The 22,839-nt window shown below is 40.2% G+C and carries 21 protein-coding genes; 10 read left to right on the top strand and 11 right to left on the bottom strand.

The window, feature by feature from the left end:
• Nucleotides 1–237: 237 nt before the first annotated feature.
• Together groL and groES are read right to left on the bottom strand one after the other, a co-directional pair.
• Nucleotides 238–1,893: a chaperonin GroEL gene (groL, locus tag H0U71_04405; protein MBA2654294.1), complete on the bottom strand. Its 1,656-nt coding sequence runs from the start codon at nt 1,891–1,893 to the stop codon at nt 238–240.
• A gap of 47 nt (nt 1,894–1,940) precedes the next feature.
• The gene (gene groES, locus H0U71_04400; GenBank protein ID MBA2654293.1) at nt 1,941–2,228 is read right to left on the bottom strand and encodes a co-chaperone GroES; all 288 of its coding nucleotides are present in this window, start codon (nt 2,226–2,228) and stop codon (nt 1,941–1,943) included.
• Between the two features lie 198 nt (nt 2,229–2,426).
• Between groES and H0U71_04395 the strand changes: the two genes are divergently transcribed.
• Nucleotides 2,427–4,253, top strand: coding sequence for an ATP-binding cassette domain-containing protein (locus H0U71_04395; protein MBA2654292.1), 1,827 nt, complete (start codon nt 2,427–2,429; stop codon nt 4,251–4,253).
• A gap of 67 nt (nt 4,254–4,320) precedes the next feature.
• Nucleotides 4,321–5,121 (top strand): RMD1 family protein, encoded by an 801-nt coding sequence (locus H0U71_04390; GenBank protein MBA2654291.1) that lies wholly within the window; start codon nt 4,321–4,323, stop codon nt 5,119–5,121.
• A gap of 28 nt (nt 5,122–5,149) precedes the next feature.
• Here H0U71_04390 and H0U71_04385 read toward each other — a convergent pair whose 3' ends face one another.
• Genes H0U71_04385 through H0U71_04370 form a run of 4 tightly spaced genes read right to left on the bottom strand, consistent with a single transcriptional unit; the run spans nt 5,150 to nt 9,264 of the window.
• Complete coding sequence (locus H0U71_04385) at nt 5,150–5,857, bottom strand: N-formylglutamate amidohydrolase (GenBank protein ID MBA2654290.1); 708 nt, start codon at nt 5,855–5,857, stop codon at nt 5,150–5,152.
• A complete protein-coding gene (locus tag H0U71_04380; protein MBA2654289.1) occupies nt 5,854–7,077 on the bottom strand; it encodes a glutamate--cysteine ligase in 1,224 nt (407 codons plus the stop codon). Before H0U71_04380 ends, H0U71_04385 begins: the two co-directional genes overlap by 4 nt.
• A gap of 1 nt (nt 7,078) precedes the next feature.
• A complete protein-coding gene (locus H0U71_04375; protein ID MBA2654288.1) occupies nt 7,079–8,554 on the bottom strand; it encodes a RimK family protein in 1,476 nt (491 codons plus the stop codon).
• Entirely contained in the window at nt 8,548–9,264 is a 717-nt protein-coding gene (locus H0U71_04370) for a C39 family peptidase (protein ID MBA2654287.1), read from the bottom strand. Before H0U71_04370 ends, H0U71_04375 begins: the two co-directional genes overlap by 7 nt.
• Before the next feature lie 347 nt (nt 9,265–9,611).
• On the opposite strand from H0U71_04370, the gene dsbD reads away from it, so the two are divergent.
• Nucleotides 9,612–11,462, top strand: coding sequence for a protein-disulfide reductase DsbD (dsbD, locus tag H0U71_04365; protein MBA2654286.1), 1,851 nt, complete (start codon nt 9,612–9,614; stop codon nt 11,460–11,462).
• A 14-nt stretch (nt 11,463–11,476) separates the two neighbouring features.
• Here the strand turns inward: dsbD and H0U71_04360 are convergent, their stop codons facing one another.
• Together H0U71_04360 and rlmB are read right to left on the bottom strand one after the other, a co-directional pair.
• The gene (locus H0U71_04360) at nt 11,477–12,448 is read right to left on the bottom strand and encodes a DUF1460 domain-containing protein (GenBank protein MBA2654285.1); all 972 of its coding nucleotides are present in this window, start codon (nt 12,446–12,448) and stop codon (nt 11,477–11,479) included.
• Nucleotides 12,432–13,178, bottom strand: a complete 747-nt coding sequence (gene rlmB / locus H0U71_04355) for a 23S rRNA (guanosine(2251)-2'-O)-methyltransferase RlmB (protein MBA2654284.1) — start codon at nt 13,176–13,178, stop codon at nt 12,432–12,434. Before rlmB ends, H0U71_04360 begins: the two co-directional genes overlap by 17 nt.
• 100 nt (nt 13,179–13,278) lie before the next feature.
• Between rlmB and H0U71_04350 the strand changes: the two genes are divergently transcribed.
• The 4 genes from H0U71_04350 (at nt 13,279) to H0U71_04335 (ending at nt 16,613) form a co-directional block, all read left to right on the top strand.
• Complete coding sequence (locus H0U71_04350; protein ID MBA2654283.1) at nt 13,279–14,145, top strand: septal ring lytic transglycosylase RlpA family protein; 867 nt, start codon at nt 13,279–13,281, stop codon at nt 14,143–14,145.
• A 73-nt stretch (nt 14,146–14,218) separates the two neighbouring features.
• Nucleotides 14,219–15,424, top strand: a complete 1,206-nt coding sequence (locus H0U71_04345; GenBank protein ID MBA2654282.1) for a D-alanyl-D-alanine carboxypeptidase — start codon at nt 14,219–14,221, stop codon at nt 15,422–15,424.
• On the top strand, nt 15,421–16,272 hold the full coding sequence (locus tag H0U71_04340) for a D-amino acid aminotransferase (GenBank protein MBA2654281.1): 852 nt from the start codon (nt 15,421–15,423) through the stop codon (nt 16,270–16,272). The genes H0U71_04345 and H0U71_04340 overlap by 4 nt, the downstream gene beginning before the upstream one ends.
• Before the next feature lie 71 nt (nt 16,273–16,343).
• Nucleotides 16,344–16,613: a DUF493 domain-containing protein gene (locus H0U71_04335; GenBank protein MBA2654280.1), complete on the top strand. Its 270-nt coding sequence runs from the start codon at nt 16,344–16,346 to the stop codon at nt 16,611–16,613.
• 129 nt (nt 16,614–16,742) lie between these two features.
• Here the strand turns inward: H0U71_04335 and H0U71_04330 are convergent, their stop codons facing one another.
• Nucleotides 16,743–17,096 carry a hypothetical protein gene (locus H0U71_04330; GenBank protein ID MBA2654279.1) on the bottom strand — a complete coding sequence of 118 codons (354 nt, stop codon included), beginning with the start codon at nt 17,094–17,096 and terminating at the stop codon, nt 16,743–16,745.
• 88 nt (nt 17,097–17,184) lie between these two features.
• Here H0U71_04330 and lipB point away from each other — a divergent pair, with 88 nt between their 5' ends.
• Genes lipB through H0U71_04315 form a run of 3 tightly spaced genes read left to right on the top strand, consistent with a single transcriptional unit; the run spans nt 17,185 to nt 20,824 of the window.
• A complete protein-coding gene (lipB, locus tag H0U71_04325; protein MBA2654278.1) occupies nt 17,185–17,817 on the top strand; it encodes a lipoyl(octanoyl) transferase LipB in 633 nt (210 codons plus the stop codon).
• A gap of 20 nt (nt 17,818–17,837) precedes the next feature.
• Entirely contained in the window at nt 17,838–18,803 is a 966-nt protein-coding gene (gene lipA, locus H0U71_04320; GenBank protein MBA2654277.1) for a lipoyl synthase, read from the top strand.
• A gap of 5 nt (nt 18,804–18,808) precedes the next feature.
• On the top strand, nt 18,809–20,824 hold the full coding sequence (locus tag H0U71_04315; GenBank protein ID MBA2654276.1) for a VTT domain-containing protein: 2,016 nt from the start codon (nt 18,809–18,811) through the stop codon (nt 20,822–20,824).
• On the opposite strand, the gene H0U71_04310 is transcribed toward H0U71_04315, so the two are convergent.
• Both H0U71_04310 and mpl read right to left on the bottom strand, forming a co-directional pair.
• Entirely contained in the window at nt 20,795–21,406 is a 612-nt protein-coding gene (locus H0U71_04310; GenBank protein MBA2654275.1) for a UbiX family flavin prenyltransferase, read from the bottom strand. The two genes, H0U71_04315 and H0U71_04310, sit on opposite strands and share 30 nt — an antisense overlap.
• 2 nt (nt 21,407–21,408) lie before the next feature.
• On the bottom strand, nt 21,409–22,770 hold the full coding sequence (gene mpl / locus H0U71_04305; protein ID MBA2654274.1) for a UDP-N-acetylmuramate:L-alanyl-gamma-D-glutamyl-meso-diaminopimelate ligase: 1,362 nt from the start codon (nt 22,768–22,770) through the stop codon (nt 21,409–21,411).
• Between the last annotated feature and the right edge of the window lie 69 nt (nt 22,771–22,839).

Raw genomic sequence — 22,839 nt, 5'->3', positions numbered from 1 at the left:
ATTAGCGAAAGTTATTCAGACCTTGACCTACCTCACAAAGAGTGGATTTTTGACTGGTCCACTCTTTATCCTCTTAAGAAATACTGTTCAGCCTCTAAATACATTCTTACCAAATTCTAAATTAGTGCTGAATACCAATTTATACCTACAAAAGCCTCTCCATTCAGGTTTGGTTTATTTGAGATATAAAAAAACCCCGCAAAAGCGGGGTTTTTTAAGGAAAGTGTGGAGGGGAAATTACATCATTCCGCCCATTCCGCCCATACCACCCATTCCGCCCATACCGCCCATATCAGAACCACCGTCGTCTTTCTTCTTAGGAAGTTCAGCTATCATGGCTTCTGTCGTAATCATTAAGCCAGCAATAGAAGCAGCATTTTGTAATGCAGTACGTGTTACCTTGGTAGGATCTAAGATACCCATTTGTATCATGTCACCAAACTCGCCGGTAGCAGCGTTGTAACCAAAATTGCCTTTGCCTTCAGCCACTTTAGATAAAATGACAGAAGATTCTTCTCCAGCATTGGTCACGATTTGACGTAAAGGTGCTTCCATCGCACGGCGTAAAATGGTGATACCACGCTCTTGGTCATCATTTGCACCTTTAACATTTTGTAGTGCATCTAAGGCGCGCACTAAAGCCACACCACCACCCGGTACAACACCTTCTTCAACAGCAGCACGTGTTGCATGAAGCGCATCTTCTACGCGTGCTTTTTTCTCTTTCATTTCGATTTCTGTTGCAGCACCTACTTTGATAACAGCCACACCGCCTGCTAATTTAGCAAGACGTTCTTGTAACTTTTCACGATCATAATCAGAACTGCTAATTTCAACCTCTTTACGAATTTGTTCAATTCGTGATTTGATTTCATCGCTCTTACCAGCGCCATCAATAATGGTAGTGTTATCTTTGGTCACAACCACTCGTTTAGCGCCACCAAGATCGGTCAATGCAGCAGATTCAAGCGATAAACCAACTTCTTCAGAAATCACGTTAGCACCGGATAAAACAGCAATATCTTGCAACATTGCTTTACGGCGATCACCAAATCCAGGTGCCTTAACAGCAGCTACTTTTACGATACCACGAATGTTATTAACAACTAGGGTTGCTAAAGCTTCACCTTCAACATCTTCTGCAATTAATAATAACGGACGGCCTGATTTAGCAACGGCTTCTAAGACTGGCAACATGTCACGAATTGAAGAAACTTTCTTATCAACAAGTAAAATGTAAGGCTGTTCTAATTCAGCGCTCATGTTTTGCTGGTTGTTAATGAAGTAAGGTGACAAATAACCACGATCAAACTGCATACCTTCAACTACTTCAAGCTCGTTTTCTAGTCCAGAACCATCTTCAACGGTGATGACCCCTTCCTTACCCACTTTATTCATTGCTTCAGCAATGATGTTTCCAACTGCTTCATCAGCATTTGCAGAAATAGTGCCTACTTGAGCAATTGATTTAGTATCTGTACACGGCTTGGATAGGTTTTTTAAAGCCTCAACGACTACTGTAACGGCTTTATCGATTCCGCGCTTAAGATCCATTGGATTCATGCCAGCGCTAACCGCCTTGTTGCCTTCTCTCAATAATTCTTGTGCTAACACGGTAGCTGTTGTCGTACCGTCGCCCGCTGCATCGGAGGTTTTGGAAGCTACTTCCTTAACCATCTGTGCACCCATATTTTCGAATTTATCTTCGAGCTCGATTTCTTTTGCAACAGATACGCCATCTTTAGTAATTGATGGAGCGCCAAACGATCTTTCAATAACAGCATTACGACCTTTAGGTCCTAAGGTTACTTTGACAGCGTTAGCTAATATATTAACGCCTCGTAACATTTTTTGACGCGCGTTTTCTGAAAATAAAATTTCTTTAGGAGCCATTATTCACCTCTATGTATTGATTAAGTTTCCTATTAGATCAATAAGTTTTATTCAACAACACCCATGATGTCGTCTTCACGCATCACAATGTATTCACTTCCGCTTAATTTAACTTCGGTACCAGAATATTTACCAAAAAGTACTTTATCGCCTTTTTTAACATCTGGAGCACGACGCTCACCTTTGTCGGTAACCTTGCCTGGGCCTACTGCAATCACTTCACCTAAGATAGGCTTTTCTGCAGCAGTGTCAGGAATTACAATCCCACCTGGAGAAGTGCGTTCTTCCTCCATACGGCGAATCACAACACGATCATGTAAAGGGCGTATACTCATATCCATTTTTTCTCCTCACCAATTTGGTTGAAATAAAGTAGTTAAGCTAGCACTCGCTAGTTTCGAGTGCTAATGATAGCTATATGAGGCCGATAGTCAATAATTCAAGTGCGGGGCATCACTTTCTTTAAAGAGGGTTTGATTAAGTAAGGCCGCCCATTCTTGACTTTGATTAAATACTCATGATTCAATCGCTGCATGATTACATTACAAAAAATAGTTTTACGCCGCTCGCAGAAAGTCCTCCTTGAAGATATTAATCTCACCTTATATGCCAAACAGAAGATAGGTTTAATAGGCGATAATGGCTGTGGCAAATCTTCATTTTTTGCCATGATAACGGGAGAACTTGAGCCCCACCAAGGCATGGTTACCCTTCCCAATAATTTAGAAATAGCCCAAGTTAAGCAAGAGATTCCTACTACTTCTCGAGCCGCAATAGAATATGTTATTGATGGGGATCGACGTTATCGCGCCTTAGAAACCATTTTAGATAAAGCGATTGAGGAGGGTGATGCGCATTCGCTAGCAAAATGCCATGATGAATTGGCAAGTACAGATGGTTATGCAATTATTGGCAAGGCAGAAAAGATCCTACGCGGCCTTGGGTTTCACTCACATCAATTACAACAGCCTACCAAGGATTTTTCAGGGGGCTGGCGAATGCGATTGAATCTGGCTCAAGCCCTAATGGGGCGCGCTGATTTGATGCTACTAGATGAACCTACAAACCATTTAGATCTAGATGCCATTATTTGGCTTGAGAAATGGTTACAGGACTATGCAGGCACATTATTGATCATCTCACACGACCGTGAATTTCTTGATAATACCGTGAGCCATATTCTGCACTTTGAAGATAAACAACTACGTTTATACCGCGGAGATTATTCATCCTTTGAAAAACAACGCGCTCAGCAGCTCGCCATACAACAATCAACTTATGAAAAGCAAAGCGCCCAAATAGCACATATGCAAGCCTTTATAGATCGCTTTAAAGCCAAAGCTTCTAAGGCTAAACAGGCTCAAAGCAGAATGAAAGCCTTAGGCAAAATTGAGTTGGTGGCGGCAGTACAAACACGTGCATCGTTGCAGTTTAACTTTAAAATACCCAAAGAGTGCCCCAACCCTTTGCTGCGTATTGAAAAAGCAGTGATTGGCTATAATCTTGACACCCCTGTCTTAACCGGTGTTGATATTCAGATTGCGCCTTCGGACAGGATTGGACTCTTAGGGGTTAATGGTGCAGGAAAATCCACCTTCATTAAAATTTTGGCTGGCATCTTACAGCCTTTATCAGGGTTGGTGCACTTTTATAAAGGGATCAAAATTGGCTATTTTGCTCAGCATCAGATTGAACATTTAGATCTGCAATTGTCCCCGGTTAAATTGCTACAAAATACAGCTACCAATACCAGTGAACAAGCCCTGCGAAGTTTCTTAGGCAGCTTTAACTTTAGCGGTGAGATGGCAACCAGTCCCGTGGAAAATTTTTCGGGCGGCGAAAAAGCAAGATTGGCCCTCGCCTTAATCGTTTGGCAAGCACCCAATTTATTATTGCTGGATGAGCCCACCAATCATTTAGATATGAATATGAGGGAAGCACTGATTCTAGCGCTTCAAGAATACACGGGCGCCTTAATACTCGTTTCACATGATAGACATTTGGTGAGGACGACCACTGATGAGCTAATCTTAGTAGCAGATAAAAAAATATCCCGTTTCCGAGGTGATTTGGAAGATTACCGAGACTCTCTCCTGCAAAAAAAAACGAATCCCGATCCGGCGACCCAAAAGAAATCACCTAAAGTAAATCGCCAACTAGAAGTTGAATTAAAAGCATTAGAGAAAGAACTGTCTCAGCTTCAAAAGCAGAAGTCAAAGCTAGACAAGATGTTAGCCGATCCTGCATTTTATGAAAAAGAAGATCCCGCTATTGTAAAAAGAGTAACGCAAGAGCAAGAGCAACTTTGCCAAAAAATATCTAAAATTGAAGAACGATGGTTAGTCTTATCGGAAGGATAATATAAGCATGGCAGGATGGTCCAAAATTGTATATAATTCATTACACTACATTGTCTGGATCGGTTAAATGCGCTGTGTTTCTTTTTGTACTGCAAAATCATATTCATTGAATGGCCTAACCAATTTTTTTAAAAACAGAAAATTTCCCACTAAGCTTTATCGTCATGTATTGCATGTAAGCATCCCCAATCAATCAGCGAATCTATTCATTTTTTCTCACGGCTGCTTTGTTTCGTGGAATTTAAAAAGGAAAGAGGAGCTCAAGCTGCTGCAAGAGATTAAAGCCTTTAGCACAGACCCTCTCGATCGAATTGAAATTGATTATTTCTCATTTAAATATGGCGAAGAGACGACCGTTGAGACGCATGAACGTTTCAATGCCGATGTGATTACTCTAGAATCTGACAATGTCCAAATTAAGCTTGCTATCTCTTACGGGTTAGCCGAGTCAATTAAGCTTGAATACTATGAAGAACTCATTAAAAACACGATCAAAAAAAATAGTCAGCTTCCTGAAGAATTGGCAAAGACGGGCAAAATTTTACTTTCACGAAAAGCTATTTCACAAAGAATGGGTGAAATCTTTATTGAAATGAGTTCAGTTAATTTGAATAGTGGTTATTTAGATGTGCCCGAATATTTTTGGCGTTTTCCTAATCTAGAAAGCTATTACACAATGACGGAACAGTTTCTTGATATTACTCGTCGTGTTGCAGCCCTGAATCAACGATTAGATGTCTTACATCAATTTTTCGATATGTTAACAGGCCAACTACAATTCCAACACTCTACCTTGCTGGAAATTATTATTATTCTTTTAATCTTTATAGAAATTGTTATTAGCCTTGTGCAATTTCATGTTTTTTAGAGCACAACTGTTTACTTCTAATTTTAAATTAGCGCTGAATAGTTTTAAAACTAGCTAATGCCGCAGCGAAAGATTTCAATAAAAGTGGTTCGATTATTTGATATTTAAATTCATTCTGCATTATTTTCTGATTCACTTCAATTTCGAGTCCAATATAGTGTGCAGGAGAAAATTGCTTCCTTAAGAAGGTGACAAACCCATCTGCCTTGCCCAAATAAGGATAGTTAAACCGAACTCTGAAATCAGGTTGCAGCAGGTTAATTTCCCGCCTCCATGCATCACATAAAATTTTTTCATCGTTGCGTTGAGGGTCATACAACAGGCCAATGTCTGTTTGTCTTTCTTTTTCATTTAAAACCGAAGTAAAAGAATGTACTGAGAGATGAACTACTTTTTCGTTGCGACTAATTTTATCTCCAATAGCATTTAACACCGTAGTGCGATAGGGATAATAATACTGCGCTAAGATGTGAGTTTTTTCCTGCTTGGTTAAGGGTTGGGTAAAGCTGGAGAATAATTTTGGATGGTGGGGTGATCGATTCAAGTCTACCACTAGGCGACTTACCGTCGAGTAAATATCAAAATCGGCAATGGCAAAAAAAGCATTGGCAAGCTGCAGCGCGCCAATATCCCACCCCTCGTGAGACAGCAATATGGAATGAGCATTTTCAAATAGGTAGTCGAACTCTAGGGGTATTTCATTACCGCCATGTTCACAGGTAATGAAAATGTTCATAACGGCTGGAATAACTTGCCGGTTTGTAAGCAGCGTGCAAGATGGTCATAAACCTGTTCGATTCTTTCCGGAGAAGCATTGTTTTTTATAGAAGACGTAATGCGCTCTGCAAGGTTACCTTGCTTAATAATAGCCTGCAAAATCTCTGCATTATCTACCTCGTCAGAGACTTGATTAAAAATATGTTGCCATAATTCTCGTGCGGTACATTCACCTGGTTTCATTCCAAAAATATGACCATAATCATTATCAATAGCACTATTCATGCCATTTTTTATTGTGTTTAAAAAAATTGAATTTAAACGACTGGAAGACCAATCCATTTGTTTCGCCAATGGTTGCCATTTCTCAGCCACTAATTTTTTGAGGACAGCCACAATCAAGCTAACAATACCCAGATCAGCCTCGGGACATTCCTGAGTATCTATTATGCGTATTTCAATAGTATTGCGGTCAAATCGTGCAATAGCTCCACGAGAATTTAACCACTCCTCTTGCAGTACTTTATCCGGGTCATAACAAGATATTTCCTGATACATTTTTTGCAGAATTTTATCGTTATATTCTTGTTCTGATAAAATGACCTCGGGGATAACATCCCCTGTAATCGAAGGAATCTTTTGTTGGTTGAGACGATAAAATTCCAAACGAGTATCTAATAACCCAGTGAGATTACCATCAATAATAGGAGTGCTTGCGCTTAACGCTGGAATGATGGGCAATATTAAACGTATCGCTGTGTGAAGTTTTGCAAACTCGTTATCATTCGCAAAAGGCAAGTTAAGATGGACGCTTTGCAAGTTACACCAGCCATGCCCCCGACAATCAAAAATCTTGTGATAAGTCTCATAGATTATATTGTAGTCATGAGGCCATAATTTCGCCTCTTTGAAGGGATCCATCCATGGATGGGCCCCTGTGGGGAGAAGCTTGGCATGATATTTTTCAAGCAAGCCATTTATTTTTTGAACCTCATGTTGAAAATAATGAGTTAGCGGTTTGAGTTCTTTCGCTGGACCATTGGTTTTTAGTTCTATCACATGTAAAACTAATTCGTTTGACCATGCAATCTTTTCAAATTCAACTTCATTTTGGAATGTTCCGCTGACATCATGAATTAATTTATCCGAAATAGGAACAACCGATAAATCATCCTTATTGACAATCATATATTCGAGTTCTACACCATACGCCGAAAATAAAGGCAATTTTGTTTTCATATTATTTTTTCAAAAGTTGTTGGTTTTTCTTCATATTGATGTGCTCGAGAAAATATTGCATGATGCTAATATAGAGTTTGTCGGTTAATACGGAATCTTCAACACCATGATCAATACTAGGATTATCATTAATCTCTATCACTACCACACGATCATCTTCAAGTTGTTTTAAATCTACACCATAAAATCCGTCGCCAATTAAACTTGCCGCTTTTAAAGCAATTTCCATTACCTTAGGCGGAACTTGTTTAATGTCTAGGGTTTCATAATTTCCTACGATGGATCGCTTATTGGCATGCCAGTTATATATTTGCCAATGATTCTTAGCCATATAGTATTTGCAAGCATAGAGCGGCTTCTTATCCAAAATGCCTATTCGCCAATCAAACTCCGTGGGAATAAATTCTTGCGCAATAATTAACTCAGAACGATTGATAAATTTATCTAATTCTTCTTCCAGTGTTTCCTGATCAGATATTTTTACCACACCATTTGAAAATGACCCGTCGGGCTGCTTTAAAACGCAAGGCAATCCCAACTGTTCCCTGACGTTGGTTTTATTATCTTTATGCACAATCATTGTCTGGGGGATCGGTATTTTAAATTTATTCATCAATTCGGCCAAATAGACCTTGTTAGTGCATTTCAGTATGGACTCTGGATCGTCTATCACCACCATATTTTCTGCAGAGGCACGACGCGCAAAACGATAAGTGTGATGATTTACTGACGTAGTTTCCCGAATAAATAAGGCATCAAATTCTGGAATACGACTAAAGTCATCCTTGGTAATCAACTTAGTCCTAAACCCTAGCGATTCAGCAGCATCTGTAAAAAGACTAATGGCTCTTTTATCAGAAGGCGGAACTTTTTCTTCAGGGTTGACTAGAATAGCCAGATCATAAATAGAAACTGTTTTCTTAACAGGATGAATGCGCTTTTTAGAAAAATACGTTTGCGCAAAATCTATAAAATAAGGCTTGTGATGTTCAGGTAGTTCATTTAGAGGAATAGGCGAGATGTTTTGTAAAATCCATTTTTTATTAAAAACAAAATGAGCTTTAAATAATGGCACTTGAAATAAATTATAAAGTTGTTTGCTTATTTTTTCATATTGTTTTGCGACATTTTGACCAAAGTAAACACTAAGATCAAATTCCTCAGACTTTAGCTTGGCAAAACTTTTCTGAATGATTTCGTCCACTTCATCAGAAATGACACGCATTATTGTTTGAGATTTAATATCTTGAATGGTTGTGATACATGGAAAAACACGATGTCCTCTGGCTTCTGCCAAAAGGGAAACATAGTAACCTAAACCTTGATAGCGATGTGATCGACAAAGATTATAAACACGCACATTTCTCAATTCGGAATAGCGAGTATCGGTCAGATAGCAACGTGAGCTGATGACCTCTAAGTCGGGAATATCAAAATTCCAATCACTGAGTTGATTCACAACAACAATACTTAGCATGTTTCTGACTTACCTGGTTGAATAACTAACAAATTTGCGTCGTAGGTTAAAATCCCTAACATAATTGAGTTGATTAATCTCCCCACCTTAACCGAATAGTAGTTATCACCCGACACTAAGTTTTCAGCATAGGGATCAGCGACTACGACATATTTTTTTGCATCATCATAACCGGCCAAAATAACAAAATGGCCGCTGGGATGTCCTTTAACATCATTGTAGAACACTTCATTTAAGGGCGTCACATATTCTCTAGCACATTGATAAAGGTAGGTAGCACTTAATCCTGTTAGAATCGGAATGCCCTTACTAAAATGACGTTTTAATAAATTAGCAGAAAGATCTTCAAAACAAATATGGCCGCCCAAATTTAAAAACTCTAAATAGGCTCCTGTGGCGAGATGCAGTTTTTTCTCGTGCTTATATTGTAATTGTTCGCGTAATTTTTCTGGAATATCCACGTTGGTGTCATAGAACCATGTCGGATCAAACACATGCAGATTATAAGTGAAGATGGTCGCACGATAGCCCCGCTTTAAAGCGTGAATGGCAAGCATCACCGCTAAGGTTCCCCCACTTTCTAAATAAGATACCTCAGATATCACCTCTTCCAGTGTTATCTCGTCGCCATAATAATTATAAACGGCGTGCAAGCTGGTGGGTCCGCAAGTCTCATCATCTGGCTGTGTTAATATTTTTAGTGGCAGCATGCTTCCTACGGTTCCTTATCACCCTGAAATAGAAGGGGTATCACTTATTTTATAGCGTCTTTGCTAAAAAAAGTCCACCCAGTCAGGTTGTGAAGTTTACTGCCTTCTGCCTTAAAAAGGCCCTGCAAGAGGGGATAAATATTAGCAATTTATAAATAGTAGTGTTAACATTTTGACCAACTTGCTACCCGTCGCTAGCAAGGAATATAGAAAAAAAATAGGAATACCTGCTGTTAACAACACTATAAGGGATCTCCTCCTATCATTTAATTATTACAATATTATCCCGACACAGGTTCCTGAGATCACTAAAATCCTATTAACTATTCGATCTTTGGAGAAGCTAAGTGGCTAAAACAATGTTTAAAATTCTAAATCTGGTCATAGGTTTAGGACTTTTTGTCATCAGTTTTCAAGCAGATGCAGCTACCCATGAGCCATTAACAATGGATCAGGGATTTAAATTTTCTGCAAAAGTGAGAGATAATCAAACTGTATTGGCAGAATGGCAAATGGCGCCCGGTTATTTTTTACAACGTAAAAATCTCACTATTAGTAGCGATACTCCTGGCGTAAAATTAGGGGCTCCCTTGTACCCTCAAACAGAGATGAAAACCGAACCCGGTTTTGGAAGCTTCGAGGTCTATAAAGATAAGATCAGCATACCCATCCCTGTAATTGCATCATCATCCAATAAAATCAAGCTCACTGTCCGCTACCAAGGCTGTTCTGATGAGGGATTTTGTTATCCCCCGACCGATAAGAATATCACGCTTGATTTGAATGAGCCGAGTGCGCTAGGGGATAATACCTTGCCAATTGGTAAGACAATGAATGCAGCACCCACTTTACCTGAGATGAATAAAACAACGACGCCCCCTGCGTCTGAACAGGAGCAAGCTGCCTTATTACTGAGTTCCGGACATTATGCGACTATTATTTTTAGTTTCTTAGGCTTTGGCTTATTGCTCGCCTTTACCCCCTGCATCTTACCCATGTTGCCTATATTGTCTGGCATCATTGTGGGTCAAAATAGAGCAAAGCTCACTACGGGTAGAGCATTCAGTCTTTCATTAACGTATGTTCTAAGCATGTCGATGACCTATGCGATTGCGGGAATCCTGATTGGTTATGTGGGGGGAAGCGTTCAAGCTGCGTTCCAAAAACCTTGGATGTTAATCACTTTCAGTCTCATGTTTGTCGCCCTAGCGATGTCCTTTTTCGGCTTCTACGAATTACAGCTTCCGCAACGATTCCAAAACTCACTATCAAAAGCCAGTAATCGCCAACAAAGTGGTAGTTACCTTGGCGTGGCTATTATGGGCTGTCTTGCGACTTTAATTGTATCACCTTGCGTCACCCCCGCTTTGGTTGGGGCATTAGGCTACATAGGTAAGACAGGCAATGCCGTGTTGGGTGGAACAGCCTTATTTTGTTTAGGCTTTGGGATGGGCCTACCTTTATTAGTCGTGGGCACGGCGGGAGGCAAATTCTTACCTAAAGCCGGTGTGTGGATGAATCGGATAAAATCTGTATTCGGAGTGATCTTACTCGGAATGGCAATTTTAATGATCGAAAGAATTTTACCTGCCTCCATCACAATGTTGCTCTGGGCGGGTTTACTGATTTTTTCTGCTGCCTATATGGGTGTTTTTACCGCTTCCGCAGCCGCTCCTTTTGCGCGCTTCACTCATGGCCTTGCGGCAATATTTTTAGTGTATGGAGTGCTATTATTGATTGGCACATCAATGGGCAACACTAACCCATTGCAGCCCCTTTACTCAGCCGCTCCCTCTAATTATCCGCAGCTAAGTGCGGATAACAGTGCCCATTTTCAGCATGTTGCGGACGAAAACGAGGTCAGCACTGCAATTAACGCTGCGATTGCTCAAAACAAAATTGTGATGTTAGATTTTACGGCGAAGTGGTGCAGTTCTTGTAAACAGATGGAGAATAGAACGTTTAGTCACCCTGATGTTGCTAAAGCACTCGGAAACTTCGTGGCCTTAAAAGCAGATGTCACCGAAAACGATAAAATAGCGAAGACGTTGGAAAAGAAATTCCAGGTAATTGCTCCTCCTACATTATTGTTCTTCGATAGCACTGGCAAGGAACTTGAAAAATTCCGAATTGTGGGTGAGATGGGTCCGAAAGAATTCTTAGAACACTTACAAACTGTTTTAAAAGAAAGCACCTAATTTCCCTGTTGCGGTTATTTTGTCTTACCTCGACAAGGCAAAATAATCGCTTCCAAATGGATCCCAATTTTCCAAGGTTGCTCTGATAGCGCGCAAGAACGTTGCAAATATTGTATCAGCAAAACTTCAGTAACTTGATGATGCACCTTTGATGCGTGACGAAACATCAATCCTTGCTGGGTTTTAATAGCAAATCCCAGATGAACAATATTCAAATCCGATCCAATTTTCTTCTTAAAGTCATGAGTTTGATCGACAATTTCGACAATTGTTCCGGAAGGAATGCACTCTAGTATTGCGGGAGAATGTATTATTTCAGTTAAAGGGATATACGAGGTTCGCGCCATATAAGTAGTGGTCTGTTTTCCGTGTTGATGAATTTCTTGTAAAAGTCTTTCTGACTGACTCTTGGAAAGAGAGGTGATGCTTTTCAAGGCTTGTTTCGTACGACATCTGTACCAATTAGGCTTATCTATTAAAGCCTTGGCAATCAGATAATGGGGAGAAACTTGCGCAGTTATGTCCCTTATAAAGTGATTGTTTTTATTTTCAACATTCCAGTCTGCCTCTGTAAAATGATATCGATTAAAATAAGAAACCTTTGCATTGTAATAATGAATTTTTTTAAGCGTTCTGATGAATTCCTCACAATTAGCAGCCTCTACCAAAGCTAATACGGTGCTTACATAGGTAAGACAGTCGAAAGCATCCGTTCTGTAGAGGGGGTTCATATCATAAATTCCTTCAGGGCCTTCTCCGAGGGCACCTAAACTATATTTTGTTCCCATAAAATAGCGCGAGACTTGGTCAGTTTTTTCACAAAGCGAAAGCGGCTGGGATAATATTTTCTGATAAATATATTTCACTTCATTGTCATAAATGGCTGTTGAATAGGTGGCGATTAAAGTAGCGGTTTCTTGCCCATAGCTGTCAACATTGATAAAAATTGCCATTAAAATTGTGAGAAGTTTATTTTTTGTTGGCATGCTTCTGTCGAACAGCTTCGAATAAACAAATTCCGGTAGCAACTGATACATTTAAACTAGGCACCACTCCCTGCATCGGTATTTTAATGAGAATGTCACAATTTTCTTCAGTCAGCCTGCGCAGTCCCTTCCCCTCAGAACCCATTACTATGGCTAAGGATCCTGTTAAATTAGCCTTACTGTACAGTTCTGTTGCGTGTTCACTCGTTCCGAACAACCAAATGCCACGTTCTTTTAACATTCTTAGCGTTCGAGCTAGATTCGTTACAGAATAGAGCGGCGTGTGTAAAGTTGCCCCGGATGCCACCTTAGTAACAATCGGCGTTATTCCCACGGCACGGTCTTTTGGAATAATCACTGCATCCACACCCGCTGCATTAGCAGTTCTAAGACAAGCTCCCAAATTGTGCGGATCTTGAACCCCATCAAGGACTAACAAGAAAGGGGTGTCTTTGGTATCTAACAAATCTTCCAGATCAGGAGCCATCGTCTGAGATTGCACCATTGCAATAACACCTTGATGTTCCTCATGACTAGCGAGTGACGTTAACTCTTTACGAGAGGAGTGTTTAATTAGAATATTATGTTGGCTTGCCAAATCGAGTATTTCTTGCATGCGAGCATCATGACGATGACTGTCCACGATTAAACACTGTATTTTTTCGGGGTATTGCATTAAAAAAGAATTTACAGCATGAAACCCGTAGATAATTGCATTATTTTCAGACATAATTTTTTCTTTATAACAAAGCTTGATAAGTGTGAAAGAATAGGCAACTTTGACATCGCTGTCTACTTTCTAACACATATGCAAAAGTAAGGAAGCATACATGAAACAAAAACAAATTTTCTTTACCTGGCTTGTGTTCGTAATTCTTCTAGTGACCGGCTGTTCCACAATGAGCAAAAAAGAATGCGACAACGCACCTCCCCGCTCTATTAACTGTGAAAAAATTCCTAATGCTCATCCCCAGACTGAACCGCTATGTCGTTATGGAAATCCAGAATGCTATGATGTTGATGGTCAAAAATATTACGTTCTCAAAACTGCGCAAGGATATTGCAAAACAGGTTTGGCCTCTTGGTATGGGACGAAGTTTCATGGTAGAAACACCTCTAGCCGAGAACCGTATAATATGTTTGCTATGACTGCAGCAAGTAGAAATCTTCCCCTACCCACCTATGTTGAAGTGACCAACTTAGAAAATGGAAAGACTATCGTAGTCAAAGTGAATGACCGAGGGCCATTTAAATCGGATCGCATTATTGATTTATCGTATGCTGCAGCTTCTAAGTTGGGCTTTGCAAATAAAGGCACTGCAAATGTTCAGGTTAAAGCGATTGATGTCCATCATAGTAATGAGGAACAACAAATTTTATTCGCTCATAATGAATCGATTCCTGAAGTACAAATTAATCCAATCGCGCTTCCCTCTCCCAGCCAAAGTGCAAAGGCCGTTAAATTGAGTCGATATCTTCAAGTTGGCGCCTTTGCAAATCATGACAATGCCTTAAAACTACAAGAGAAAATTGCGCAATATACGCAGGCAAATGTTCTTATTAAGGAGGGGCAAGCCAATCATAAAATGGTTTATCGCGTACAAATTGGCCCCTTTAGCACCGCTGAGGAATCAAATGCCATCATGGACACTCTCAAAGCCCAAGGGTATGACCACGTCATAACTGTATTTAGCTAAAACGAGAATAATGTTGAAGAAATTTGAATATCACTTATATTTATTGCACTAATTTTGAATAGGAAGGAATGAAATGAAAAGAGATGGCTTGTTTAGAAATGTTTTAATGATGTTGCTATCTTTTGTTTACTTGACTGTCTATGCAGAGCCCGCTGTGACTCCGCCTACAAATCCCACCCCGCTATCCATTATTCCTTCCGCTCCGACGATTGATGCTAAAGGTTATATTTTGATGGATGCGAATACGGGTCTGGTATTGGCAGGAAAAGATATTGATACGCCAATGCCCCCCGCAAGCTTGACCAAGCTAATGACGCTTTACCAAATAGCTTCTGCACTGAAGGCCAATCGATTACATATGGGTGACCCAATCACTATTAGCGAAAAAGCATGGCGCACCGGCGGTTCCAAAATGTTCGTTAAAGTGGGTGAACAAGTTCCCGTCAACGCTTTAATTCAAGGTATTGCCGTAGTCTCAGGCAATGATGCTTGTGTGGCTATAGCCGAACATATAGCGGGAACTGAAGAAGCCTTTGCGGAGCTTATGAATCATTCTGCTGGTTTATTAGGAATGAAAAATACTCATTATACAGATGCAACAGGTTTACCAGACCCTAAACACTACACCACACCTCGTGATTTAGGCTTATTAACTAAGGCCATCGTCAATCAATTCCCAGAATACTATGGCTGGTATTCTCAAAAAGAATTTGAATATAATGGAATTAAGCAACCTAACCGTGACATTTTATTGTGGCGTGATCCCTCTATTGAAGGCATGAAGACAGGGCATACTGACGAGGCCGGTTATTGCTTAGTTTCTACTGCCACTAGAAATGGCATGCGCTTAATAGCAGTGGTCATGGGCTCCACTTCTACTCGCTCTCGTGCAGATGCAAGCCTTGCCTTATTGAATTATGGCTTCCGTTTTTATGAATCTAAAAAAATCTTCGCTGCCAATACCGCCATTAAGCAACCACGTGTCTGGTTTGGCAAAAATAAAACGGTACCAGTAGGCGTGTTAAAAGACGTGTATCTGACCTTGCCAACAGGTCAAATGAATAAAATGCAAGCCGCCATTACTTTAAATAAAAGTATCAGGGCACCTATCATAAAGGGTCAGCCAGTCGGTAATATTTCCGTCAAACTAAATGATAAAGATTATCTATCTCAACCCTTAGTCGCATTAGAAGATGATGCCAAAGGCGGCATTTTCTTAAGGATGAAGGATCAAATCGGACTTCTTTTTAGTAAGTTGCTACATACTGCTAATTCATGAGCACAGTGTATCTAAATGGGGATTTTATTCCCCAAGAACAAGCCGTGGTGTCCGTAATGGACCGCGGCTTTTTGTTCGGGGATGGGGTATATGAAGTACTCCCGGTATACAAGGGAAAGATCTTTCGATTTGAACACCATATCAATCGCCTTTATCACTCCCTCAAGAGTATTAAGTTATCAATCTCGTTAGTAACAGAAGATTGGAGAAAAATTTTTGAGAAACTGCTAGAGCTCAATTCACATCTGGGTAAAAATCAATCCATTTATTTACAGGTTACCCGCGGCCCTGCTCCTGAACGCAATCACGCTTTCCCGAAACAAATTAATCCCACAATTTTCGTATTTTCATATCCGTTAAAGACGCTACCGATGGAGGTGCTATCCAAAGGCATGTCTGCAATAACATTAGAGGATAGCCGCTGGCAATTTTGCAATATTAAGGCCACTTCCTTGCTTTCCAATGTGTTGCTGTATCAACAAGCCATCGACCAGGGGTTAGTTGAAGCTATTTTGATACGTAACGGTGAAGCCGTGGAGGGATCCACAAGTAATTTGTTTATTGTAAAAAATCAGATCATTCAAACTCCCCCACTTTCCAATCACATTTTGGGGGGCGTTACCCGCGATTTAGTGTTGGAGCTAGCTAAAAAAGACCAGCTTCCCTGTGAAGAAAAACCGGTTTCATTAGCCGCGCTGTATGACGCAGATGAGGTATGGATAACGAGCTCAACCCGAGAAATCTACCCTATTATTAAAGTGGATGATAAAACAATTAACCAGGGAGTGCCCGGCAATATTTGGCATAAAATGATTCAAAATTATCATAATTTTATTAATAACTTATGAAAACAAAATTGCTTTTACTTAAGCATCTAATATACTAAAAATAGGGTTTTTAACAGGGGCACGGGGTCGATATGTATGAAGGCAACGGAATAGGGTTTGAATTCCCTTGTATTTTTCCTATTAAAGTTATGGGCAAGAATAATGTGGAATTTGAAATCCGAATCTTAGCCATCATCCGCAAACATTCCCCTGATTTGGGCGAAGCCGCTATAAAGATTAGACATAGTAAGGCTGGGACCTATATGTCAATTACCGCTATGATTCCCGCCAAGAGCAAGGAACAACTAGATGAGATTTACCAAGAATTAACCTCCGAGAAACTCGTGTTGATGGTGTTATAAGAAAAACAATTCCGTAGCCTGGATGCAGCGAAGCGAAATCCGGGTCGTTAATTCTCGTGCTCTTAAAAAAACCCGGATTCCGCTGCGCTGCATCCAGGCTACATGTATGTTGGCTCAGTGAAGCGGAAATTAATCTGAGTTTTCGCGTTGGCGCAATTCGAACCAGGCTTCATGAACACATCTGCCAAAATCAGAGGGAAGCGTAGTTTTAGTAAAGAGCCAAGGGAAAAATGACTGGTGACTTTTAAGCTCGCGATGCAATTCTGTAATCTCTTCTTTTAAATAGCGTCTGATATAACCATAGTCATCGGCTTGATTAGAGAGTATAAGAAATTCCATTTCATGGATAATGTTATAGGCAATGGCACGGGAAATACGCGCCATGTTAGGATTAAGATAATTATTTTTTCGGGTTTTTAATGAGTTAATGTACACATATTTTTCTAAATAGTTTTTAACGATTGCCGCTCCTGATGTACCCATATTATTCTACCTACTCTATATGCTTTCATCATGAGTATAGCAAATATGTTAAATTTCTTTAAAAATGTATTATTTTTGGGGTAATATTATGGATTCTGAGATCGTTGTTCGCAGGTTGTCGTTACAAAATTATGCTGAGACCTGGCAAGAGATGAAGAATTTCACTGATCTGCGACAAGCAGATACACCCGATGAAGTCTGGCTACTGCAACACCCCCCCGTATTCACTCAAGGCCAAGCTGGGAAACCCGAACATGTTTTAAATCCAGGAGATATCCCCGTAGTACAAACAGACCGAGGGGGTCAAGTGACTTATCATGGTCCGGGCCAATTAGTTATGTATACCCTGTTCGATCTCAAACGTCTAAAAATTGGCATTCGTGAGTTGGTGAGCAAGCTAGAAACAACTGTCATACAAGTGCTTGCAGATTATAAAATTTCTGCCGCTGCAAGGTGCGATGCACCGGGGGTATACGTTAATGAGGCCAAGATCTGTTCTATTGGCCTTCGAGTAAGAAGAGGATGCTCTTATCACGGCATTGCCTTTAATATTGACATGGACCTTGAGCCCTTTACCCGCATTAATCCCTGCGGTTTTAGCAATCTCACAGTTACCCAAATGAAACAGCTAACACCACAGGTAAACTTCAAGGATGTAGAGTCCAAAATTGTTTCCTACCTAATCGAAAATTTCAGGTATAATCAGCCCTCTTTTATTTGAATCTTCGATTGGAAAAAGTTATGAGCTCTAAAAATACTTCCGACGTTGTTTTGAAGAAGCAACGTGCTGCCGATAAACTGGCTCGTATTCCCATAAAGATAGAGGCAACAGACCTCAGCAAACGGGAACCTTTACCCCCTTGGATTCGTGTTAAACTGCCTCACGGTAATAGAATCGCTGAACTTAAGCATTTACTGCGTGATAATCGTATGGTCACCGTGTGCGAAGAAGCAAGCTGTCCCAACCTTCCCGAATGTTTTACTCATGGCACCGCCACTTTTATGATAATGGGAGACAAATGTACGAGACGTTGTACCTTTTGTGATGTGGCCCATGGTCGCCCGGATCCCCTGGATCAAAATGAACCTTTGAATCTCGCGACTACCATACAAACCATGGCCCTCAAATATGTTGTTATCACCTCGGTGGACCGAGATGATTTGCGTGACGGCGGAGCAGGACATTTTGCCCAATGCATCAAGCAAGTGCGACAGCATAACCCCACTATCAAAATTGAAATTTTAGTCCCTGATTTTCGGGGCAGGATGGAACCTGCGTTAGTAGCGCTTTCTGAAGCAACTCCTGATGTGTTTAATCACAACACCGAAACAGTTCCTAGATTATATAAACAGGTTCGACCAGGATCAGACTACCTGTGGTCACTTAAACTCCTTCAAGAGTTTAAATCTCGCTTCCCTTCAATTCCAACAAAGTCAGGTTTAATGTTGGGATTAGGTGAAACTAATGAAGAAATTATTCAAGTAATGGCGGACCTTCGCAAACATAACGTGGACATGTTGACTCTAGGGCAATACTTACAGCCTAGCCGTTACCATAGCCCCGTGGCTCGCTATGTCACCCCCACGGAGTTTAATGAACTGGGCGCAATTGCTAAACAACTGGGTTTTAGTAATGTTGCAAGCGGCCCACTCGTCCGCTCTTCCTATCACGCCGACAGACAGGCCGCCGGAGAAGTTGTGGCTTAACAAACATGATAGAGGAATACGCGCAATCATTAGTCCATTTTTTACAAGCTAATCCAAACTGGGGAGGCTTGATTACTTTTTTTGTAGCGTTTCTTGAATCTCTTGCGATTATAGGAACCATCATTCCTGGGTCAGTGACAATGACGGGCGTAGGAATGTTAATCGGCACCTCAATTCTCCCATTTGGTATGACGGCACTATGGGCTACCTTTGGCGCCTTCTTGGGGGATTTGATCGGGTATTGGTTTGGGTTTCACTATAATGAACGCATCCGGAAGATGTGGCCATTTAAAAAACATCCTGAATGGCTGGAAAGAGGCGAAAGTTTCTTTCGTAAGCATGGCGGCAAAAGTATCATTATTGGAAGATTCATAGGGCCATTACGTAGCATCATTCCGATGATTGCAGGCCTTTTGCAAATGCCTTGGCCTAAGTTTGTACTTGCTGCGCTCCCCTCAGCGTATCTTTGGTCAGTGACTTATATGCTGCCCGGCATATTAATTGGTTCTTTATCCTCACATTTACCACGAAATGTTGCGACCAAATTTATACTTTATCTGCTGCTGTTTATTGTAGTTCTGTCTCTATTTGCCTGGCTAATCACAGTTTTTTCAACAAAAATCAAAAAAGTAATCGGACATTTACTGGAAAGTCTCTGGGATAGAATACGATTTAACAAAAAATATGAATGGCTCACTCAACTCATTAGCAATCCAAATCATCCTGAGGATTATCAGCAACTGGGCTGGGTCATTCTAGCGAGTCTTTGTTTCATTATATTTCTGGTAATCGCTGTAAGCGTCTTTCAGCATAATTTGTTGACTGCCTTTAACCGGCCCATTTTTGAATTTTTACGCAGCATAAGAAATGCTCACATTGACCAAGTGATGATAGCCATCACCTTATTGGGTCAAGGACTGGTCGTAGTGACGTGCGCCGTTTTTCTTTTAGGATGGTTACTGTGGCACAAAAATTATCGTGATGCGGGCTATTGGTTTATTGCTGTGATGGCGGGTTTAATTATCCCGAATGTTCTGAAGTATATTTTGTATTTCCCAAGACCTACAGGTTTATTACATGTTTCCTCTACGTCTTCATTTCCCAGTGGTCACAGTTTTTTGAGTACGGTGTTTTATGGATTTTTCGCAACCTTTGCTAACACACATATTAAAAAAAGATATCGTCGCTACCTCTATTATTTCGTGACCTGTATCATCCTGCTCGTAGGTTTTTCCCGCATCTATCTTGGCGCCCACTGGTTGACTGACGTGCTTGCGAGCATTGCATTAGGATGTACGTCAGTAGCATTAATCACGATGTTTTATCGACGAAAAATTTTACCGTTTAAAATCTTGAATTTTACCTTGTTTGTTCTTGCGAGCACCCTAGTCACCTGGGTCTCTTTTGCAGTGATTACTTATCATAGCAGCCTAAAAAGATATTCACTGGATTGGCCCTCTCAAGTCATTGATGAAAACATTTGGTGGGGCCATCTTAATCCCGCCCTGCCCATTTATCGCCAAAATCGCCTTGGTAATCCTGCAGAGCCGATGAACATTCAATATTCTGGCAATATTCAACTTCTCAAAAACATATTAACGAGCGAAGGTTGGACAGCAAATCCCAACATGACCTTACTAAAAAATGCGCTTGAAAAACTTTCAAAGAATGAAGCAGCAATTATCCCCTTTTTACCCTCCCTCTATTTAAATCGTCCACCTGTTTTATACATGTTAAAAGATACCCCTACTGAAAAACTCATGTTGAAGTTGTGGACTTCAAATGTCTATCTATCAGGTTCATGGGATGTAGTTTTTATTGGTAATGTGATGGGTTATCGAATCGTAAATAAGAAAAATAAAATTACTTATTCTTATAATGTGCTGGAAAAATTCACTCCTTATATGGAACGAAATGAGTGGCGCATTAAAATTATTACCGCCGATCAAATTCCCTCTACGCTATTTAAAAAATTTTGGAAAGGCGAGATTTTACAGGTCAGTACCCCAGCGCTTTATTAAGTGCTGTTCTATTCCAAGTTGATCTAAAATGCGGGCGACAATAAAATCGATCAAGTCATTAATATGGGTAGGTTTATGATAAAACCCTGGAGATGCTGGCAATAGGATGACATTCATCGCTAATAATTTTTGCATATTTTCTACGTGAATTAACGACAAAGGTGTTTCTCGCGGCACTAAAATTAATTTTTTATTTTCTTTTAATACCACATCCGCTGCACGTTCAATAAGATTATTACTCATACCATGAGCAATGGCTGCCAAAGTACCGCTACTACAAGGACAAATGACCATTGCAGCAGGCGCATGGGAACCACTAGCTATAGGCGCTGTCCATTCGAATTGGTCGAAAACCTGTAACTGTGAATTATCACAACCTAAATGCGTCACTAAAAATTCTTGCATTTTGGTTGTCTGTTTAGGAATAAGAAAATCTAATTCGTGAATCGCCACTGCATGAGCAGCTTGAGAAAATAATAAATAGACTTTTTTATTCGCTTTGATGAGGCATTCTAATAATCGCATTCCATACTGCAGTCCGGAGGCCCCAGTAAATGCGAGGGTAATGGTATCATTTTGCATAGTTAACTCTGTGAGGATAATTCATTCAATAATTTTTGGTGAATGCCATCAAACATCAAATTACTCATACACAAAATATTGTCACCTGCTCTGCATTGCTCAGAAAGATAACTGACAATTTGCTGAACATTATCGAACAGTTTTACTGGTGGTTTAAAAGCATTCATCATAGGCTCAATATTCCAACTGACCTCTTTTGGACGAAGCAAAATTACCTTATCCGCTTCTAAAAAAGCACTCGGCATGGACTCTTGATAAAAACCTGCTCGCATAGTGTTGGAACCTAATTCCAATACGGCAAAAATACGCTCATTTTTTACGCGATTTCTCAAAGCCGAAATAGTCGTTGCGATAGCAGTTGGGTGATGTGCAAAGTCATCATAGACATGAATATCTCTGACAATCCCCTTTAATTCTAAACGTCTTTTTACGCCCTTAAACTGACATAAAGCATTAATGGCATTGGTGGGAGGGACCCCGGCATGGCGTGCAGCAGCAATTGCAGCCAAAGCGTTTTGAATATTATGGTCGCCTAATAATTCCCACTCGACCGTACCTAGCAATTTCTTATTATTTAAAATTTGAAATTGACTGCCCTCTGCATTAATTTTTTTCGTAGTCCAGCACGCATCCTCGGAATCAAAGGTTTCCACTTTCGTCCAGCAGCCACGAGAAAAAAGTGACTGGACATTTTCATCCTTACTTGGCGCAACAATTAAGCCATTTTCTGGGACAATTCTAAGCAAATGGGCAAATTGTTTTTTGATATCTTCTAAACTAGCAAAAATATCTGCATGGTCAAATTCTAAATTATTTATAATTAAGGTGGTTGGTTGGTAGTGAAGAAATTTCGATCGTTTATCAAAAAAAGCCGTATCGTACTCATCTGCTTCAATGACAAAAAAATTCGAATCGGTAAATCGAGCGCAAAAATCAAAATTACTGGGATTGCCTCCAATTAAAAATCCAGGATTTAATCCAGCCGATTCTAATATCCATGCCAGCATACTTGTCGTTGTTGTTTTTCCATGCGTGCCTGAAACTGCTAAAACAAACCGTTTTTCTAATATATTTTTAGAAAGCCATTCAGGTCCGGAAACATAAGGAATGCGTCGATTCAATATCTCTTCCACAATAGGACAACCACGTGATAAAGCGTTGCCTATCACTACACAATCTATATCTTTAGGAAGAGAATTTTTTTCATAACCTTGAACCAACTCTATACCTAGGGCGCGCAATGCATCGCTGACAGAGAGAGAGAGATTTTGATCTGAGCCTGATACTTTAAAACCTTGCTGTTTGGCGATGATAGCCAAACCACTCATAAATTTGCCACAGATTCCTAAAACATGGATATGCATGTTTACCTCCACATCTTCTTGAACAATAACAACTATCTTATCATGGAAGTTTAACTTGGTGTCATTTAT

Source organism: Gammaproteobacteria bacterium (assembly GCA_013697705.1).
Lineage (GTDB): Bacteria > Pseudomonadota > Gammaproteobacteria > UBA6002 > UBA6002 > UBA6002.
Note: the sequence above shows the minus strand (reverse complement) of the source record. Positions and strands in the feature narration are given on the sequence as shown.

Bases quoted from the DNA above. Each gene is read 5' to 3' on its own strand.
- H0U71_04390 (MBA2654291.1), top strand. From the start codon at position 4,321: ATGCGCTGTGTTTCTTTTTGTACTGCAAAATCATATTCATTGAATGGC.
- H0U71_04340 (MBA2654281.1), top strand. From the start codon at position 15,421: ATGAGCACAGTGTATCTAAATGGGGATTTTATTCCCCAAGAACAAGCC.
- groL (MBA2654294.1), bottom strand. From the start codon at position 1,893: ATGGCTCCTAAAGAAATTTTATTTTCAGAAAACGCGCGTCAAAAAATG.
- mpl (MBA2654274.1), bottom strand. From the start codon at position 22,770: ATGCATATCCATGTTTTAGGAATCTGTGGCAAATTTATGAGTGGTTTG.
- H0U71_04315 (MBA2654276.1), top strand. From the start codon at position 18,809: ATGATAGAGGAATACGCGCAATCATTAGTCCATTTTTTACAAGCTAAT.
- H0U71_04360 (MBA2654285.1), bottom strand. From the start codon at position 12,448: ATGCCAACAAAAAATAAACTTCTCACAATTTTAATGGCAATTTTTATC.
- groES (MBA2654293.1), bottom strand. From the start codon at position 2,228: ATGAGTATACGCCCTTTACATGATCGTGTTGTGATTCGCCGTATGGAG.
- H0U71_04370 (MBA2654287.1), bottom strand. From the start codon at position 9,264: ATGCTGCCACTAAAAATATTAACACAGCCAGATGATGAGACTTGCGGA.
- lipA (MBA2654277.1), top strand. From the start codon at position 17,838: ATGAGCTCTAAAAATACTTCCGACGTTGTTTTGAAGAAGCAACGTGCT.
- H0U71_04385 (MBA2654290.1), bottom strand. From the start codon at position 5,857: ATGAACATTTTCATTACCTGTGAACATGGCGGTAATGAAATACCCCTA.
- lipB (MBA2654278.1), top strand. From the start codon at position 17,185: ATGGATTCTGAGATCGTTGTTCGCAGGTTGTCGTTACAAAATTATGCT.
- rlmB (MBA2654284.1), bottom strand. From the start codon at position 13,178: ATGTCTGAAAATAATGCAATTATCTACGGGTTTCATGCTGTAAATTCT.
- H0U71_04310 (MBA2654275.1), bottom strand. From the start codon at position 21,406: ATGCAAAATGATACCATTACCCTCGCATTTACTGGGGCCTCCGGACTG.
- H0U71_04375 (MBA2654288.1), bottom strand. From the start codon at position 8,554: ATGCTAAGTATTGTTGTTGTGAATCAACTCAGTGATTGGAATTTTGAT.
- H0U71_04335 (MBA2654280.1), top strand. From the start codon at position 16,344: ATGTATGAAGGCAACGGAATAGGGTTTGAATTCCCTTGTATTTTTCCT.
- H0U71_04380 (MBA2654289.1), bottom strand. From the start codon at position 7,077: ATGAAAACAAAATTGCCTTTATTTTCGGCGTATGGTGTAGAACTCGAA.
- H0U71_04395 (MBA2654292.1), top strand. From the start codon at position 2,427: ATGATTACATTACAAAAAATAGTTTTACGCCGCTCGCAGAAAGTCCTC.
- H0U71_04330 (MBA2654279.1), bottom strand. From the start codon at position 17,096: ATGGGTACATCAGGAGCGGCAATCGTTAAAAACTATTTAGAAAAATAT.
- H0U71_04345 (MBA2654282.1), top strand. From the start codon at position 14,219: ATGAAAAGAGATGGCTTGTTTAGAAATGTTTTAATGATGTTGCTATCT.
- H0U71_04350 (MBA2654283.1), top strand. From the start codon at position 13,279: ATGAAACAAAAACAAATTTTCTTTACCTGGCTTGTGTTCGTAATTCTT.